This window comes from Streptomyces lydicus (genome assembly GCF_001729485.1).
In the GTDB taxonomy this organism is placed as follows: Bacteria; Actinomycetota; Actinomycetes; order Streptomycetales; family Streptomycetaceae; genus Streptomyces; species Streptomyces lydicus_D.
In genome coordinates, this window is the sequence record NZ_CP017157.1 from 1111823 (window position 1) to 1125779 (window position 13957).

Annotated in this window: 17 protein-coding genes, 1 tRNA gene and 1 riboswitch; of the genes, 11 read left to right on the forward strand and 7 right to left on the reverse strand. The window is 70.1% G+C overall.

The window, feature by feature from the left end; translation table 11 throughout:
- The first annotated feature begins 135 nt into the window (after nucleotides 1-135).
- Nucleotides 136-888, forward strand: coding sequence for an MBL fold metallo-hydrolase (locus SL103_RS04780; protein WP_069567521.1), 753 nt, complete (start codon nucleotides 136-138; stop codon nucleotides 886-888).
- Between the two features lie 95 nt (nucleotides 889-983).
- Here the strand turns inward: SL103_RS04780 and SL103_RS04785 are convergent, their stop codons facing one another.
- Together SL103_RS04785 and SL103_RS04790 are read right to left on the reverse strand one after the other, a co-directional pair.
- A complete protein-coding gene (locus tag SL103_RS04785) occupies nucleotides 984-2237 on the reverse strand; it encodes a PTS transporter subunit EIIC (protein WP_069567522.1) in 1254 nt (417 codons plus the stop codon).
- Nucleotides 2238-2468: 231 nt separating this feature from the next.
- Complete coding sequence (locus SL103_RS04790) at nucleotides 2469-3779, reverse strand: PTS transporter subunit EIIC (RefSeq protein WP_069567523.1); 1311 nt, start codon at nucleotides 3777-3779, stop codon at nucleotides 2469-2471.
- A 249-nt stretch (nucleotides 3780-4028) separates the two neighbouring features.
- Here SL103_RS04790 and SL103_RS04795 point away from each other — a divergent pair, with 249 nt between their 5' ends.
- The 5 genes from SL103_RS04795 (at nucleotide 4029) to rdgB (ending at nucleotide 6583) form a co-directional block, all read left to right on the forward strand.
- Entirely contained in the window at nucleotides 4029-4262 is a 234-nt protein-coding gene (locus tag SL103_RS04795) for a glucose PTS transporter subunit EIIB (protein ID WP_016577396.1), read from the forward strand.
- 119 nt (nucleotides 4263-4381) lie between these two features.
- Nucleotides 4382-5113, forward strand: coding sequence for a ribonuclease PH (gene rph, locus SL103_RS04800; RefSeq protein WP_069567524.1), 732 nt, complete (start codon nucleotides 4382-4384; stop codon nucleotides 5111-5113).
- Between the two features lie 156 nt (nucleotides 5114-5269).
- Nucleotides 5270-5416, forward strand: a complete 147-nt coding sequence (locus tag SL103_RS37125) for an SCO1431 family membrane protein (protein WP_104531144.1) — start codon at nucleotides 5270-5272, stop codon at nucleotides 5414-5416.
- A gap of 105 nt (nucleotides 5417-5521) precedes the next feature.
- Entirely contained in the window at nucleotides 5522-5929 is a 408-nt protein-coding gene (locus SL103_RS04805) for a hypothetical protein (RefSeq protein WP_033268418.1), read from the forward strand.
- An 18-nt stretch (nucleotides 5930-5947) separates the two neighbouring features.
- Nucleotides 5948-6583 carry an RdgB/HAM1 family non-canonical purine NTP pyrophosphatase gene (rdgB, locus tag SL103_RS04810; protein ID WP_069567525.1) on the forward strand — a complete coding sequence of 212 codons (636 nt, stop codon included), beginning with the start codon at nucleotides 5948-5950 and terminating at the stop codon, nucleotides 6581-6583.
- 68 nt (nucleotides 6584-6651) lie between these two features.
- Here rdgB and SL103_RS04815 read toward each other — a convergent pair.
- From SL103_RS04815 to SL103_RS04830, 4 genes are all read right to left on the reverse strand, one after another.
- Nucleotides 6652-6727 (reverse strand) — tRNA-Leu (locus SL103_RS04815).
- A 12-nt stretch (nucleotides 6728-6739) separates the two neighbouring features.
- Complete coding sequence (locus tag SL103_RS04820) at nucleotides 6740-7606, reverse strand: HNH endonuclease (protein WP_069567526.1); 867 nt, start codon at nucleotides 7604-7606, stop codon at nucleotides 6740-6742.
- 10 nt (nucleotides 7607-7616) lie between these two features.
- Nucleotides 7617-8240, reverse strand: a complete 624-nt coding sequence (locus tag SL103_RS04825) for an HNH endonuclease (RefSeq protein WP_069567527.1) — start codon at nucleotides 8238-8240, stop codon at nucleotides 7617-7619.
- A gap of 177 nt (nucleotides 8241-8417) precedes the next feature.
- Nucleotides 8418-9956, reverse strand: a complete 1539-nt coding sequence (locus SL103_RS04830; protein WP_069567528.1) for an MFS transporter — start codon at nucleotides 9954-9956, stop codon at nucleotides 8418-8420.
- A gap of 317 nt (nucleotides 9957-10273) precedes the next feature.
- On the opposite strand from SL103_RS04830, the gene SL103_RS04835 reads away from it, so the two are divergent.
- Both SL103_RS04835 and SL103_RS04840 read left to right on the forward strand, forming a co-directional pair.
- Nucleotides 10274-10780 (forward strand): hypothetical protein, encoded by a 507-nt coding sequence (locus SL103_RS04835; protein WP_069567529.1) that lies wholly within the window; start codon nucleotides 10274-10276, stop codon nucleotides 10778-10780.
- A complete protein-coding gene (locus SL103_RS04840; RefSeq protein ID WP_069573415.1) occupies nucleotides 10780-12054 on the forward strand; it encodes a sensor histidine kinase in 1275 nt (424 codons plus the stop codon). The genes SL103_RS04835 and SL103_RS04840 overlap by 1 nt, the downstream gene beginning before the upstream one ends.
- Here the strand turns inward: SL103_RS04840 and bcp are convergent.
- Nucleotides 12035-12502 (reverse strand): thioredoxin-dependent thiol peroxidase, encoded by a 468-nt coding sequence (gene bcp / locus SL103_RS04845; RefSeq protein ID WP_069567530.1) that lies wholly within the window; start codon nucleotides 12500-12502, stop codon nucleotides 12035-12037. The genes SL103_RS04840 and bcp overlap by 20 nt on opposite strands.
- A 167-nt stretch (nucleotides 12503-12669) precedes the next feature.
- Here bcp and SL103_RS04850 point away from each other — a divergent pair, with 167 nt between their 5' ends.
- The 3 genes from SL103_RS04850 (at nucleotide 12670) to SL103_RS04860 (ending at nucleotide 13953) form a co-directional block, all read left to right on the forward strand.
- Nucleotides 12670-12987, forward strand: coding sequence for a DUF3618 domain-containing protein (locus SL103_RS04850; RefSeq protein ID WP_069567531.1), 318 nt, complete (start codon nucleotides 12670-12672; stop codon nucleotides 12985-12987).
- A 144-nt stretch (nucleotides 12988-13131) separates the two neighbouring features.
- Complete coding sequence (locus SL103_RS04855) at nucleotides 13132-13434, forward strand: GroES family chaperonin (protein ID WP_048828920.1); 303 nt, start codon at nucleotides 13132-13134, stop codon at nucleotides 13432-13434.
- A 97-nt stretch (nucleotides 13435-13531) separates the two neighbouring features.
- Nucleotides 13532-13592, forward strand: a riboswitch (guanidine-III (ykkC-III) riboswitch).
- A 40-nt stretch (nucleotides 13593-13632) separates the two neighbouring features.
- On the forward strand, nucleotides 13633-13953 hold the full coding sequence (locus SL103_RS04860) for a DMT family transporter (RefSeq protein WP_069567532.1): 321 nt from the start codon (nucleotides 13633-13635) through the stop codon (nucleotides 13951-13953).
- Nucleotides 13954-13957 lie beyond the last annotated feature (4 nt).

Sequence of the window (13957 nt, forward strand, 5' to 3'; positions counted from 1 at the left end):
ACAGACTGCCAAGGACCGGCACCACCCGGCACGTTCCCCGCCGGGAAGACCCGCACGGACCTTCCCCACGCTCTCATCGGTGTTCGAGCAGGGGAGGCCCCTCTACCGCCCCCGCCCACGGAGGTTCACGCCCGCATGAAGCTCACTGTCGTCGGATGCTCGGGGTCGTTCCCTTCCATGGAATCGGCCTGCTCGAGCTACCTCCTGGAGGCCGACGGCTTCAGGCTGCTCCTCGACATGGGCAACGGCGCCCTGGGCGAGCTGCAGCGCCACTCCGGGCTCTACGAGCTCGACGCCGTACTGCTGTCGCACCTGCACGCCGACCACTGCATCGATCTGTGCGGCTACTTCGTGGTGCGCTACTACCGCCCGGACGGCGGGCGCTGCGCGCCGATGCCGGTCTACGGGCCGGCCGGCACCGAGCGCCGGCTGACCGTGGCGCACGCCGATCTGCCGCACGACGGCGCGATGAGCGAGGTCTTCGAATTCCGGACGCTCGCGCCGGGCACCTTCAGCATCGGGCCGTTCTCGGTGCGCACGGAGCGGGTCAGCCATCCCGTGGAGGCGTTCGGGTTCCGTATCGAGCACAACGGGAGCTCGCTGACGTACTCCGGTGACACCGGCAGCTGCGAGGCGCTGGACGACCTCGCGGCCGGCACCGACTTCTTCCTGTGCGAGGCGTCCTTCACGTACGGCAAGGAGGACATCCCGGACCTGCACCTCAACGGGCGGGAGGCGGGGGAGCACGCCCGGCGCGCGGGTGCCGGCCGGCTGGTGCTGACCCACATCCCGCCGTGGACGGACCCGGACATCAACATCCGTGACGCGCAGAAGGTCTACGACGGGCCGGTCGAGGTCGCCAAGGCGGGCGCGGTCTACGAGATCTGAGCGCCGCGGCGCGCGTACGGGGAAGGGCCCCGGAACCGTGGGTACGGTTCCGGGGCCCTTTGCCGTGCGCGTGGCGGCCCGTGCGGCCGTGCGCGTTACGCCTTCGTCAGGTCCTCGAGCTCCTCCTCGGGCTCCCGGCCCGGGGTGGTGAGGTTGAACTTGGAGATCGCGAAGCGGAACAGCACGTAGTAGACCACCGCGAAGGCCAGACCGATCGGGATGATCATCCAGGGCTTGGTGGCGAGGTTCCAGTTCAGCGCGTAGTCGATGGCGCCGGCCGAGAAGGTGAAGCCGTCGTGCACGCCCAGGGCCCAGGTCAGCGCCATCGAGACGGCGGTCAGCACCGCGTGGATCGCGTACAGCACCGGGGCGATGAACATGAACGAGAACTCGATCGGCTCGGTGATGCCGCAGACGAACGAGGTCAGCGCGAGCGAGATCATCATGCCCAGGACGGCCTTGCGGCGCTCGGGGCGGGCGGCGTGCGCGATGGCCAGGGCGGCGGCCGGCAGGCCGAACATCATGATCGGGAAGAAGCCGGACATGAACTGGCCGGCGGACGGGTCGCCGGCGAAGAAGCGGCCGATGTCGCCGTGCGCGACCTTGCCCGCGGCGTCGGTGAAGTCACCGAGCTGGAACCACGAGACGGTGTTGACGAACTGGTGCATGCCGATGGGCAGCAGGGCGCGGTTGATCAGGCCGAACAGGCCGGAGCCGGCGGCGCCCAGGCCGGTCATCCATTCGCCGAAGCCGGAGATGGCGTTGCCGACGGGCTCCCAGATCAGCAGGAAGAGCACGCCGACGGCGGTGCCGACGAACGCCATGATGATCGGGACGAGCCGGCGGCCGTTGAAGAAGCCGAGCCATTCCTTCAGCTTCTTGCGGTGGTAGCGCTGCCAGAGGACCGCGGCGAGCAGGCCCATGACGATGCCGCCGAGGACGCCGGGGTTGTTGACGACCGGCTCGACCCACTTGCCCTTCTCGATGTGGCCTTCGGTGACCGGGAACGCCTTGAGGACATTGCTGTAGACCAGGAAGCCGACCAGGGCGGCGAGCGCCGTCGAGCCGTCGGACTTCTTCGCGAAGCCGATGGCGACACCGATGCAGAACAGCAGCGGCAGGTTGTCGAAGACCGCGCCGCCGGCCGCGGCGAAGACCTTGCTGACGTCGGTCCAGCCCAGGCCCTTCTCGCCGAAGACGTCCGGCTGGCCGAGGCGGTTGAGGATGCCCGCGGCGGGCAGGACGGCGATCGGCAGCTGGAGGCTGCGGCCGATCTTCTGCAGGCCCTGGAACAGGCCGGAGCCCCGCTTCTTCGCGGGAGCCGCCTTTTCGGCGGTGGCCGAACTCATCGGATTCCTCCTGGTGAGGCGGGCACTCGGAAAGGGGGGACGGCCCGCTTGTTGGTCTACACCTTGGTCTACACCACTGGTGGTTTAGACCATTCTTAGCACGGAGCCCGGGCACAAAGGAATCCATTCTTCCAAGTGGTGTGGACCACGCGACGACCGGCCCCCGCGAGGCGCCGCACGAAAACCGGTAGCGGGCCGTGACAGCCCGTACCGAAGCCCAGGTCGGGGCCGCTACTTCACGTTCTCCCGCTCCATCGCGTCCCCCACCTCGTCCGGCTCACGCCCCGGCGTCTGCAGATCGAACACCGTGATCGCGAAACGGAAGACCGCGTAATAGACCGCCGCGAAACCCAGGCCCAGCGGAATGATCAGCCACGGCTTGGTCGCCAGCCCCCAGTTGATGACGTAGTCGATCAAGCCCGCCGAGAAGCTGAAGCTGTCGTGCACCCCCAGCGCCCAGCTCACCGCCATCGACACACCCGTCAGCACCGCGTGGATCACGTACAGCAACGGGGCGACGAACAGGAACGAGTACTCGATCGGCTCGGTCACCCCCGTCACGAACGAGGTCAGCCCGACCGACAGCATCATGCCCGCGATCTCCTTGCGGCGGTGTGGCCGCGCGCAGTGCGCGATCGCCAGGGCCGCCGCCGGCAGCGCGAACATCATGATCGGGAAGAAGCCCGTGGTGAACTGCCCGGCGTGCGGATCACCCGCCAGGAACCGGTTGATGTCGCCGTGCACGACCGTGCCGTCCGGTTTGGTGAAACTCCCGAACTGGAACCAGACGAACGTGTTCAGGAACTGGTGCAGGCCCACCACCAGCAGTGCACGGTTCGCCACCCCGAAAATCCCCGCACCCCAGGAACCCAGCGCCGAGAGCCACTCGCTGAAACTCGTCAGCGCCGCACCGATCGGCTGCCAGACGAACAGGCACAGCACCGCGAAGACCAGCCCGACGAACGCCATGATGATCGGGACCAGTCGGCGGCCGTTGAAGAAACCCAGCCAGTCCACCAGCTTCACCCGGTGAAAACGCTGCCAGAGCCAGGCCGAGAGAAAACCCATCACGATGCCGCCGAAAACCCCCGGATTCTGGTACGCGGCCTGCGTGACCGTCGCCTTCGCATTCACGCAGACCCCGCTCCACAGCCCCGCCTGCGTATACGTCTGCCCCGCGGCGCAGCCGGACGGAAAGGCGTGCAGCACCGAGAAATAGACCAGGAAGCCGGCCACCGCGGCCAGCGCCGTCGACCCGTCCGCCTTCTTCGCCATCCCGATCGCCACACCGACGCAGAACAGCAGCGGCAGCCCCAGCCCGGAATCCAGCAGCGCCCCGCCCGCCGCCGCGAACACCTTCCCCACCGCGTCCCAGCCCAGCCCCTGCGCGCCGAACACATCCGGCTGGCCCAGACGGTTGAGGATGCCCGCGGCGGGCAGAACGGCAATCGGCAGCTGCAGACTGCGCCCCATCTTCTGCAGGCCCTGGAAGAGGGAGGACGCCCAGCTCCCGCGCGGTGCCGCCGCTGCGTCCGAACTCATCTGCGTCCTTTCGGCAGTCGGCCCGTCGACGGCCGGTCCGAGGCGTGCCGCATACTGGTGGTGTAGACCACTCGGCGGGCTCCGGGCACCCCTCCCGGCCGTCCGGCGCGCGCCGCGGTGATCGCCATCTGGTGATCGCCATCCTTCGTCAGGAAGCGGACAAACGCCCACATAGTTGGGCTGAACGTGCGTTACGGTGTGAAATCCGCTCGGCTGAACGGCCGGCGGCCGAGACAAGCAGGAGTGGACATGGCCACCAAGGCTGAGAAGATCGTCGCCGGGCTCGGCGGACTCGACAACATCGAAGAGGTCGAGGGCTGCATCACCCGCCTCCGCACCGAAGTCAACGACGCCTCCCTGGTCGACGAGGCCGCCCTCAAGGCCGCCGGCGCCCACGGCGTCGTCAAGATGGGCACCGCGATCCAGGTCGTCATCGGCACCGACGCCGACCCCATCGCCGCCGAGATCGAAGACATGATGTGAGAACCTGAGCCCCCGAGCCGGCCCCGGCCGCTGCCGCTCAGGCCCCCAGCCGAAGGCCCTTCTCCGGACGACCGACCGCCCGGAGAAGGGCCTTCACCGTTGCCGATAGGGTCTACGCCATGTCTCGCATCGACGGCCGCACCCCCGAACAGCTCCGCCCGGTCACCATCGAACGCGGCTGGAGCAAGCACGCCGAAGGCTCCGTCCTCATCTCCTTCGGCGACACCAAAGTCTTCTGCACCGCCTCCGTCACCGAAGGCGTCCCCCGCTGGCGCAAGGGCACCGGCGAAGGCTGGGTCACCGCCGAGTACTCGATGCTGCCCCGCTCCACCAACACCCGCGGCGACCGCGAATCCGTACGCGGCAAGATCGGCGGCCGCACCCACGAAATCAGCCGCCTCATCGGCCGCTCGCTGCGCGCCGTCATCGACTACAAGGCCCTCGGCGAGAACACCGTCGTCCTCGACTGCGACGTCCTCCAGGCCGACGGCGGCACCCGCACCGCCGCCATCACCGGCGCCTACGTCGCCCTCGCCGACGCCCTCACCTGGGCCAAGGACAAGAAGCTCATCCGCCACGGCCGCCAGCCCCTCACCGGCACCGTCTCCGCCGTCAGCGTCGGCATCGTCGACGGCACCCCCCTCCTCGACCTCTGCTACGAGGAAGACGTCCGCGCCGAAACCGACATGAACGTCGTCTGCACCGGCGACGGCCGCTTCGTCGAGGTCCAGGGCACCGCCGAGGCCGAGCCCTTCGCCCGCGACGAACTCAACTCCCTCCTCGACCTCGCCGTCGCCGGCTGCGCCGACCTCGACGCCGCCCAGCGCGCGGCCCTCGCCCGCACCCTCTGAACACCCCGCACCCGCCACGGGGCACAAGGGGGAGGTCCGGCGGGGCGGCGGTCGTGCCGGGCGCCCGCCGAACCTCCCCCTGTGCCCCTTGTGACCCTTTTCTCATGCGGCGTCCGCCTCTGGAAAAGCCGCCCCGGCACGCGGCACCGTGGACCCATGCCCACGACAGCCACCGCCGCCCGCGCCCGCACCGGCACCCGCACCGGCGGCCCCAAGGACGACTCCACCCTCCTGGAACACCTCGCCGGCTGGACCCTCGTCGTCGTGCTCGCCATGCTGCTCACCCAGACCGGCCTCGTCTGACAGCCGGCCGAACCCCGCCCACGGCCGCCGCCCCCGGGCAACCAAACACCCCCACCCCGCGTTTCTTCCTTTGCCCGAGCATGACCCGAAGGAAGGAACCGGCCCATGGCCCCCCGCACGCCCCGCACCCGCCGCACCGCGGCCCCCGCGCTCGCCGCCTTAGCCGCCGCGACCCTCGCGATACCGGTGCTCTCCGGCTGCGGAGCGGTCCAGAAGGCCGTGGACTGCGCCAAGACCGCCACCTCCGTCGTCAACGCCGCCGACAAGCTCCAGCAGGCCGCCGACAACGCCCTCATCGACCCCAAGAAGACCCAGCAGGCCCTCGACAACATCGACAGCAACCTGCGGAAGCTCAGCGACGAGGCGAGCGACCCCGAACTGTCCAAGGCCGTCGACAAGGCGAACAAGGGCATCAAGGACGCCCGCAAGGCCATCGAGAACAACAAGGCCCCCGACATCCAGCCGATCGTCGACGGCGCCGGCGAGATGACCAAGATCTGCACCCCCGGCTGACCGGGATAATCAGGTCCCATGCAGTCACACACCGGCGGCCGACCCGCGAGCCCCCGCCGCCTCATCCTCGCCACCCGTAACGCCGGCAAGATCGGCGAACTCCACGCCATCCTGGAAGCGGCCGGCCTCGACGTCGAACTCGTCGGCGCCGACGCCTACCCCGACGTCCCCGACGTCAAGGAAACCGGCGTCACCTTCGCGGAGAACGCCCTCCTCAAGGCGCACGCACTCGCCCGGGCCACCGGCCACCCCGCCGTCGCCGACGACTCCGGCCTCTGCGTCGACGTCCTCGGCGGGGCGCCCGGCATCTTCTCCGCCCGCTGGGCCGGCACCCACGGCGACGACCGGGCCAACCTCGATCTGCTCCTGGCCCAGCTCTCCGACATCGCCGACGAACACCGCGCCGCCCACTTCGCCTGCGCCGCGGCCCTCGCCCTCCCCGACGGCACCGAGCGCGTCGTCGAGGGCACCCTGGAGGGCACCCTCCGCCGCACCCCCACGGGCACCGGCGGTTTCGGCTACGACCCCGTCCTCCAGCCCCTCGGCGAGACCCGCACCTGCGCCGAACTGACGCCCGCGGAGAAGAACGCCATCAGCCACCGCGGCAAGGCGTTCCGCGCGTTGGTGCCGGTGGTGCGGGAGTTGATCGGCTGAGCCGGTCGGCTGTCCCCAGGCACGGAAACGGCCTCCCTGTCCAAGGACGGGGAGGCCGTACGTGCGGGTGGGCCCGGTGGGACTCGAACCCACGACACACCGGACCTAAACCGGCGCCCTCTAGGCCAGCTGGGGTACGGGCCCGCGGCGCTTACTTTACTGTGCCCGGCCGCGCGGCTGCGGAGGGATGGTCAGGTGTGCCGATGCCCGGGAGAAGGTCCTGGTCTGACTGTGGCAGGAGGGGCACAGGTAACGCAGGTTCTTCAGGCGGTTGTCCAACCGGTCACCGTTGATGTGGTCGATCTCCAGGACGAGGCGACGCCCCAGCCAGACGTCCCCGACGCCGCACGCGGCACACCGTCGAGGCACACCCTTCTCGTTGAGGGCACGACGCAGCAGCGCTGTCCTCTCCCGGTGGGAACCGGGCGCGCGTTGCCGCAGGATGTCATCGGCCGGTCTGCGGGCCGGGGAGGGAACGCCCCGCCCGTGCCCCTGGCCGGTGAAGTGCGCGGTCGACAGGCCGTGCGCTTCGACGCTGCGCTTCACGGCCCTGCGGGACGTGCCGTTGTCCGTCCGCGCGAGACGCCGCAGGACGTCGGCGATGCTGCGTGAGGAGGCCACGGCAGGCGCGAGTTCTTCGCGCGGGAGCAGCAGGGAGCCCTGCCTGCGGCGGGTGAAGTGCGAGGTGTCGATGCCGAATTGGTCGAGTCTCCTGCGGAGGTGACCGTAGGCGCTGTCGTACGGCGGCACCCCGATGTACTCCAGCATCTCCCGGATGCTGTGGGAGTGCGTGGCAGCTTCTCGCAGCAGTGCCTCCGTGTACGCACGGGGCGGGCGGCGGGGGAGGGGCTCGTCGACGAAATGCGCGGTGCTGATGTCGTAGTGCTTCAGCCGGTCCCGGAGGTACCGGTGTGCGCCGCTGCCCATGGGGGCGTCCAGCCGGCGCAGCATGTCGACCAGGCTGGTGGAGGCGGCTGCGGTACGGACGAGCAGGAGGCGGGGCCAGGAGGTGCGCCGGGGCATGGTCGGCGCCTCACTTCCGCCGCGGCTTGCGACCGCGGTAAGTGTCGGTCACCGCGTGGCAGTTGGGACACAGGAGTCGCAGGTTCTCCGGCCGGTTGTCCCACCAGTCGCCGTTGACGTGGTCGACTTCCAGGCGCAGTGGTTTGCCGTTCCACCGCGGTCCCGTCCGGCAGTTCGCGCAGCGCTCCGGAACTCCCTGCCGCAGTAATTCCTTGCGGAGGCGCGCTCCTCCGATGCGGCCGTTCGCCGGCGAGTCCAGCTGCAAGCGGAGCCGCGTGGCGGTCTTGGTGCGTCGGCGGGGGCCTGCGGTGAAGTGGGTGGTGTCCAGGCCCAGTTCGGCGATGCGGCGGCCGATGTGGGCCTGGTTGCCGCCGACGGGGCTGATGCCGAGGTGGCGTACGACCTCGGCGACGCTGTGGGAGCGGGCGACGATCGCGCGGAGGCGGGCCTCGGTGTGGCGTACGCCGGGGCGAGCGAAGTGCGAGGTGTCGACGCCCGCTTCCGCCAGTCTGGCGCGCAGATATCGCCTGCGTCCCGGTGTCGGCGTCTTGCCGTGCCACCGCAGGACGTCGTCGTACGACGACGCTGTGCGTGCGGCCGCCGCGAGGCTTTCGCGGGTGTAGGTGACCGGCATGCTTCCCCCTCGTCCCGCGCGCCGGGCCCACCCCTGCGCGCTTCTCACCTCTCGAACGAAACAACGATCGAACGCCGGGCCGGTTACGCGGCGTGAGGAGGTGGAAGCGGCGTGAGGAGGTGGAAAGGGAAGAGGCCCCGGGGAAGGGGGTCCGGGGCCTCTGGTGCGCGGGGTGGGTCAGAAGCGGGGTTCCTGGGTCTGGGCGGTGATGAGTTCCACGGCTTCTTCCTTGGTGGCCACGGAGGGCGGGGAGCCTTCCAGGGGCTGCTGGGCGGTCTCCTTCATGCAGGCGACGGCGATGACGCCGACGAGGGCGGCGCCCATCGTGTAGTAGGCGGGGACCATCACGTTCTTGTCGAAGGCGTCCATCAGGGCGGTGATCACCAGGGGGGTGGTGCCGCCGAAGAGGGAGACGGCCAGGTTGTAGCCGATGGAGAGGGAGCCGTAGCGGACGCTGGTGGGGAAGAGGGCGGGGAGCGCGGCCGACATGGTGCCCAGGAGGCAGACCAGGGAGAGGCCGAGGAGGGCCATACCGGCGCAGACGGCGACCAGGGAGCCCTGCTTGACCAGGAGGAACGCGGGGATGGCGAAGAGGAAGAAGCCGAGCATGCCGGTCATCAGCAGGGGCTTGCGGCCGTAGCGGTCGTTGAGTTTGCCGACGGTGCTGATCACGAACATCAGGACGACCATGGTGGCCAGGAGGATCAGCAGGCCGTGGGACTCCTCGTAGTGGAGGGCGTCCGTGAGGTACGTCGGCATGTACGACAGCAGCATGTAGTCGGTGATGTTGTAGGCGCCGACCAGGGCGATGCAGAGGATGAGGGTGGGCCACTGCTGGGCGAAGATCTCGCCGAGCTTCTTCTTCGGGGCGTTTTCCGAGAGGTGGGAGAACTCCGCTTCCGCCTCGACGACGGAGCCCGCGGCGTTGTGGGTCCGGGCGGCCTCGAACTTCTGGAACGCGGGGGTCTCGTCGAGCTTGATCCGCAGGTAGAGGCCGACCAGGCCGAGCGGACCGGCGATCAGGAAGGGCAGGCGCCAGCCCCAGGTGAGCATGGTCTCGTCGCCGAGCACGGTGTTGAGGAGCAGCACGATGCCGGCGGCGCCGGTGTAGCCGATGAGGGTGCCCATCTCCAGGAAGCTGCCGAAGTAGCCGCGCTTCTTGTCGGGGGCGTATTCGGCGATGAAGGTGGAGGCGCCGCCGTATTCGCCGCCGGTGGAGAAGCCCTGGATCACGCGGAAGACGATGAGGAGGACGGGGGCGCCGAAGCCGATGGCGGCGTAGGAGGGGATCAGGCCGATGCAGAAGGTGCCGACCGCCATCATGATCATGGTGAGGGCGAGGACCTTCTTGCGGCCGATGCGGTCGCCGAGGGGGCCGAAGTAGGCGCCGCCGAGGGGGCGTACGAGGAAGGCCACGGCGAAGGTGGCGAAGGAGGACAGCAGGCTGGTGGTGTCGCTGCCGCCGGGGAAGAAGACCTTGCCGATGGTGACCGCGAGATAGCTGTAGATGCCGAAGTCGAACCATTCCATGGCGTTGCCGAGGGCCGCGGCCTTCACGGCGCGTTTGACGACGCGCTCGTCGGTGACGGTGATGTCGGTGCGGCGCAGTTTGGGGTTCTTGCGCCGGGCGACGGCACGGAAGAGCACCCGGTGGCGCTTGTGTGCTTCTCGGTCCTGTTCAGGAGCGAGGTCGGCGTCGGAGCTGCCGTTCGGCACGGGGCGTCCTCTCGATTGGTCGGCGCGGGCTGCGCATGGGGTTCGACCTGTACGCCTGCGCGGTCGCGCGCGAGTCAAACCAATCTCGCCGAATCTCCCGAGGTACGTCACGTGTGGGTGCGCCGTACGGGGTGCGGCGGGCGCGGCGCGCCAGGGGTGCGGCAGGGCTTGTTACAGGACTGGTACACAGCCGCGCGGTCCTCGCAGTATTCGGGCAATCAGCCTGTGTGGCGGGGACGGGAGAGTGGCAGCGCCGGGCGCGGCAGTCGTGTTTGCTGGTGGGGGTACGGGGCCGTGGTCCCCGGGAGGAGATCGTGATGACCGACCGCGAAGGGTCCCGCTGGGTCCGGGGCCGTACCGCGCTGGTGGCCTTCGTCGTGGTGACGGCGCTGGCGGCCGGCGGGGTGTGGTTCAGCCAGGCGTCGGACCGCGCGTCGGCGGTGGACGCGGCGCCGAAGACGGCGGCGGTGCAGGACGTGAAGGAGGACGCCAAGCAGCCGGGGGGGCTGCCGGGGGTGCGGGACTGCGGGATCGGTGAGCCGGAGATCAAGCCGCAGGTGATCACGTTGACCTGCGCGGACGCGGGGATGGTGGCGACCGCGATCACGTGGAAGAAGTACGGGGCGCGGGACGCGCTCGGGGTGGGTGTGGTGCAGGTGGAGAAGACGGCTGCCGGGGTGGGGACGGAGTCCGGGTTTCCGGCGACGTTCCGGCTCTACGGGCCGAAGCCGGTGGACGGCGGGATGGCGTTCACGGGGCTTGAGGTGACGTACGAGGGGTCGACGCCGCTCGGGGACACGACGGAGATGTACAACCTCGCGTGATGGGCATTCGAGGCCGGATCGCCCTGGCCATTTCATGTATGACGGCGCTGGCGGTGGTGGTGCTCGGTTTTGCCGTGCACCACATAGCGGACGCGGAGCGGGAGCGTTCGGCGCGCGCGTATCAGGACGACCGTCTGAGTTCGGCGCTGCAGATCTACGAGCGGGACGGGACGCTGGCGCTGGGTGCGCAGCTGGATGACGCGACGTTGCCGTCGCCGTTGCGGGACGCGGTGTTCAAGAACCGGTCGGGGACGTATGTCAGCGGCGGTGAGGACCCGCGGGTGTGGGCGGCGACGGGGGTCGGTGACGGGGACGGGAGTGCGCCGGCGCGGTCGTTGTCGGTGTCGGCGGCGTATCCGGACGACGATCCGGCGCAGCTGGCGTTGGACCGTGCGTTGCTGATCGCCGGGTGCGGGACGGTGGCGCTGATGGCGGTGGTGTCGTGGTTCGTGGCGCAGCGGTTGTCGCGGCGGCTGCGGTTGAGTGCGGCGGCGGCGCGGCGGATCGCGGCGGGTGCGCCGCCGGACGCGGACGCGTTGGCGAGCCGGGGCCGGGACGAGGTGGCCGAGCTGGGCCGGAGCGTGCATCACATGGCGACGTCGTTGGCGGCGCGGGTGGAGGCCGAGCGGGAGTTCACCGCTGATGTGGCGCACGAGCTGCGGACGCCGGTGGCGGGTCTGGTGGCGGCGGCGGAGTTGTTGCCGCAGCCGCGGGCGGTGGAGATGGTGCGGGACCGGGCGCAGGCGATGCGGCGGCTGGTGGAGGACCTGCTGGAGGTGTCGCGGCTGGACGCGGGGGTGGAGCGGGCGGATGTGGATGCCTGTGAGCTGCCGTCGCTGGTGCGCGGGATCGTGAAGCGGGCGGCGCGGCAGCGCGGGGTGGACGAGGTGTCGGTGGCGGTCGAGGGGGAGCCGCGGATCGTGGAGACGGACCGGCGCCGGGTGGAGCGGGTGCTGGTGAATCTGCTGGCGAACGCGGCGAAGCACGGCCGGCCGCCGATCGAGGTGGTGGTGGCCGGGTCGCGGATCGTGGTGCGTGATCACGGTCCGGGGTATCCGGCGGAGTTGTGTGCGGAGGGTCCGCGGCGGTTCCGTACGGCGGCGCCGGAGCGGGGCACGGGGCACGGTCTGGGGCTGACGATCGCGGCGGGCCAGGCGGAGGTCCTGGGGGCGCGGCTGGACTTCGGCGCCGCCGTGGGGGGCGGCGCCGAGGCCGTGCTGGAGTTGCCGGACCGTGCGGTGGTGGAGCCGGCGGTTACAGCCCCAGGTCCTTGATGATCTTGGCGACGTGGCCGGTGGCCTTGACGTTGTACAGGGCGCGCTCGACCTTGCCGTCCTCGTCGATGACGACGGTGGAGCGGATGACGCCGGTGACGGTCTTGCCGTAGAGCTTCTTCTCGCCGAAGGCGCCGTAGCTTTCGAGGACCTGCTTGTCGGGGTCGCCGAGGAGGGTGACCTTGAGGTCTTCCTTCTCGCGGAACTTGGCGAGCTTCTCCGGCTTGTCGGGGGAGATGCCGATGACGTCGTAGCCGTGGCCGGCGAGGAAGTCGAGGTTGTCGGTGAAGTCGCACGCCTGCTTGGTGCAGCCGGGGGTGAGGGCGGCCGGGTAGAAGTAGACGATGACCTTGCGGCCCTGGTGGTCGGCGAGCGAGACCTGCTTGCCGTCCGCGTCGGGCAGGGTGAAGGCGGGGGCGGTGTCGCCGGGCTGCAGTCGCTCGCTCATGACTCTCCTTTGGTCGGTCCGTACGCCTCCGACATTAGCGAGGGGGACCGACAGGCGGGGCCCGCGGGGCGCCGCGGGTGCGCGAAACGGGGGTGCTGTGGGGCGCGCGGGGGCATGAGCTGACAGACTGTCCATCACGAATGGCGCGAGACGACGGAGGCAGCGCGGTGGCGGAGGCCAGGACCCCGGCGCAGATCGAGGCGGACATCGCCTTCAGGCGGCAGGAGCTCGCCGTCACGCTCGACGAGATCGGTGTGCGGCTGCACCCGAAGACGATCATGGATGAGGCGAAGGCGAAGGCGGCGGCCGCGGTCGACCGTACGGCGGGGCGGGCCTATGTGGCCGCCAACCGTGCGGTGTCGGACGTGCGGGCGCAGTTGGTGTCGGAGGACGGCACGCCGCGGCTGGAACGGATCGTTCCGGTCGCGTTGGTCGGTGTGGCCGTGGTCGGTCTGCTGACGCTGCGTGTCAGGCGGCGTGGCTGATGGCGGGCGCGCGGGACGCGGCTGTGCGCTCCGTCGCGGGCGCGCGGCCGGGCCCGTGGTGCGTGGTGTGCCCCGGCTTGCAGGTACGGTCATGCCGTGAGCCCGAATAACACCAAGGACACCCACGACAAGCTGCCGATCCGGATGCTGCACGACCGCGTGCTGGTCCGGACGGACATTCCGGAGGGCGAGCGGCGCTCGTCCGGGGGCATCGTCATTCCCGCGACCGCGGCGGTGGGCCGGCGCCTGGCCTGGGCCGAGGTGGTCGCCGTGGGGCAGAACGTGCGGACCGTCGAGGTGGGGGACCGGGTGCTGTACGACCCGGAGGACCGGGCGGAGGTCGAGGTGCGCGGGGTGGCGTACGTGCTGATGCGTGAGCGGGACCTGCACGCGGTGGCCGCGGAGCGGCTGGAGGGCGCGGAGGACGCGACGGGGCTGTATCTGTAGGTCCGGATCTGTAGGTCCTGATCTGTGGGCCCGGATCTGTGGGTCCGGTGCCGGTGGCGGGCGGTGACACGGGTCACCGCCCGCCTCTTTGCGTTTTGCTAGCCTCGGGAGGAACCCGACGAGACGCGCCGTACCGGGTCAGGACAAGACGACGCACCCCTGTTGAAGCTCGTGGAGCTCTTTCGTGGAGGTGCCGTCATGGCGTGGGTGCTGCTCGTGGTCGCCGGTCTGCTGGAGGTGGGCTGGTCGGTGGGGATGAAGTTCACCGAGGGCTTCACCCGGTTGTGGCCGAGTGTGTTCACCGGCGCGGGGATCGTCGTCAGCATGCTGTTGCTCTCGTACGCGGCGAGGACTCTGCCGATCGGCACGGCCTACGGGGTGTGGGTCGGTATCGGCGCGGCGGGGGCCGCGGTGGTGGGGATGGTGGTGCTGGGTGAGCCGGCGACGGCGGCCCGGATGTTCTTCATCTGTCTGCTGCTGGTGGCGGTCGTCGGTCTGAAGGCGACGTCGGGCCACTGACGCC

Coding starts and splice junctions, on each gene's coding strand:
- rph (WP_069567524.1), top strand. CDS start 4,382: ATGTCTCGCATCGACGGCCGCACCCCCGAACAGCTCCGCCCGGTCACC.
- SL103_RS04855 (WP_048828920.1), top strand. CDS start 13,132: ATGCTGCACGACCGCGTGCTGGTCCGGACGGACATTCCGGAGGGCGAG.
- SL103_RS04835 (WP_069567529.1), top strand. CDS start 10,274: ATGACCGACCGCGAAGGGTCCCGCTGGGTCCGGGGCCGTACCGCGCTG.
- SL103_RS04820 (WP_069567526.1), bottom strand. CDS start 7,606: ATGCCCCGGCGCACCTCCTGGCCCCGCCTCCTGCTCGTCCGTACCGCA.
- SL103_RS04790 (WP_069567523.1), bottom strand. CDS start 3,779: ATGAGTTCGGACGCAGCGGCGGCACCGCGCGGGAGCTGGGCGTCCTCC.
- SL103_RS37125 (WP_104531144.1), top strand. CDS start 5,270: ATGCCCACGACAGCCACCGCCGCCCGCGCCCGCACCGGCACCCGCACC.
- SL103_RS04805 (WP_033268418.1), top strand. CDS start 5,522: ATGGCCCCCCGCACGCCCCGCACCCGCCGCACCGCGGCCCCCGCGCTC.
- SL103_RS04825 (WP_069567527.1), bottom strand. CDS start 8,240: ATGCCGGTCACCTACACCCGCGAAAGCCTCGCGGCGGCCGCACGCACA.
- SL103_RS04795 (WP_016577396.1), top strand. CDS start 4,029: ATGGCCACCAAGGCTGAGAAGATCGTCGCCGGGCTCGGCGGACTCGAC.
- SL103_RS04860 (WP_069567532.1), top strand. CDS start 13,633: ATGGCGTGGGTGCTGCTCGTGGTCGCCGGTCTGCTGGAGGTGGGCTGG.
- rdgB (WP_069567525.1), top strand. CDS start 5,948: ATGCAGTCACACACCGGCGGCCGACCCGCGAGCCCCCGCCGCCTCATC.
- bcp (WP_069567530.1), bottom strand. CDS start 12,502: ATGAGCGAGCGACTGCAGCCCGGCGACACCGCCCCCGCCTTCACCCTG.
- SL103_RS04785 (WP_069567522.1), bottom strand. CDS start 2,237: ATGAGTTCGGCCACCGCCGAAAAGGCGGCTCCCGCGAAGAAGCGGGGC.
- SL103_RS04780 (WP_069567521.1), top strand. CDS start 136: ATGAAGCTCACTGTCGTCGGATGCTCGGGGTCGTTCCCTTCCATGGAA.
- SL103_RS04840 (WP_069573415.1), top strand. CDS start 10,780: ATGGGCATTCGAGGCCGGATCGCCCTGGCCATTTCATGTATGACGGCG.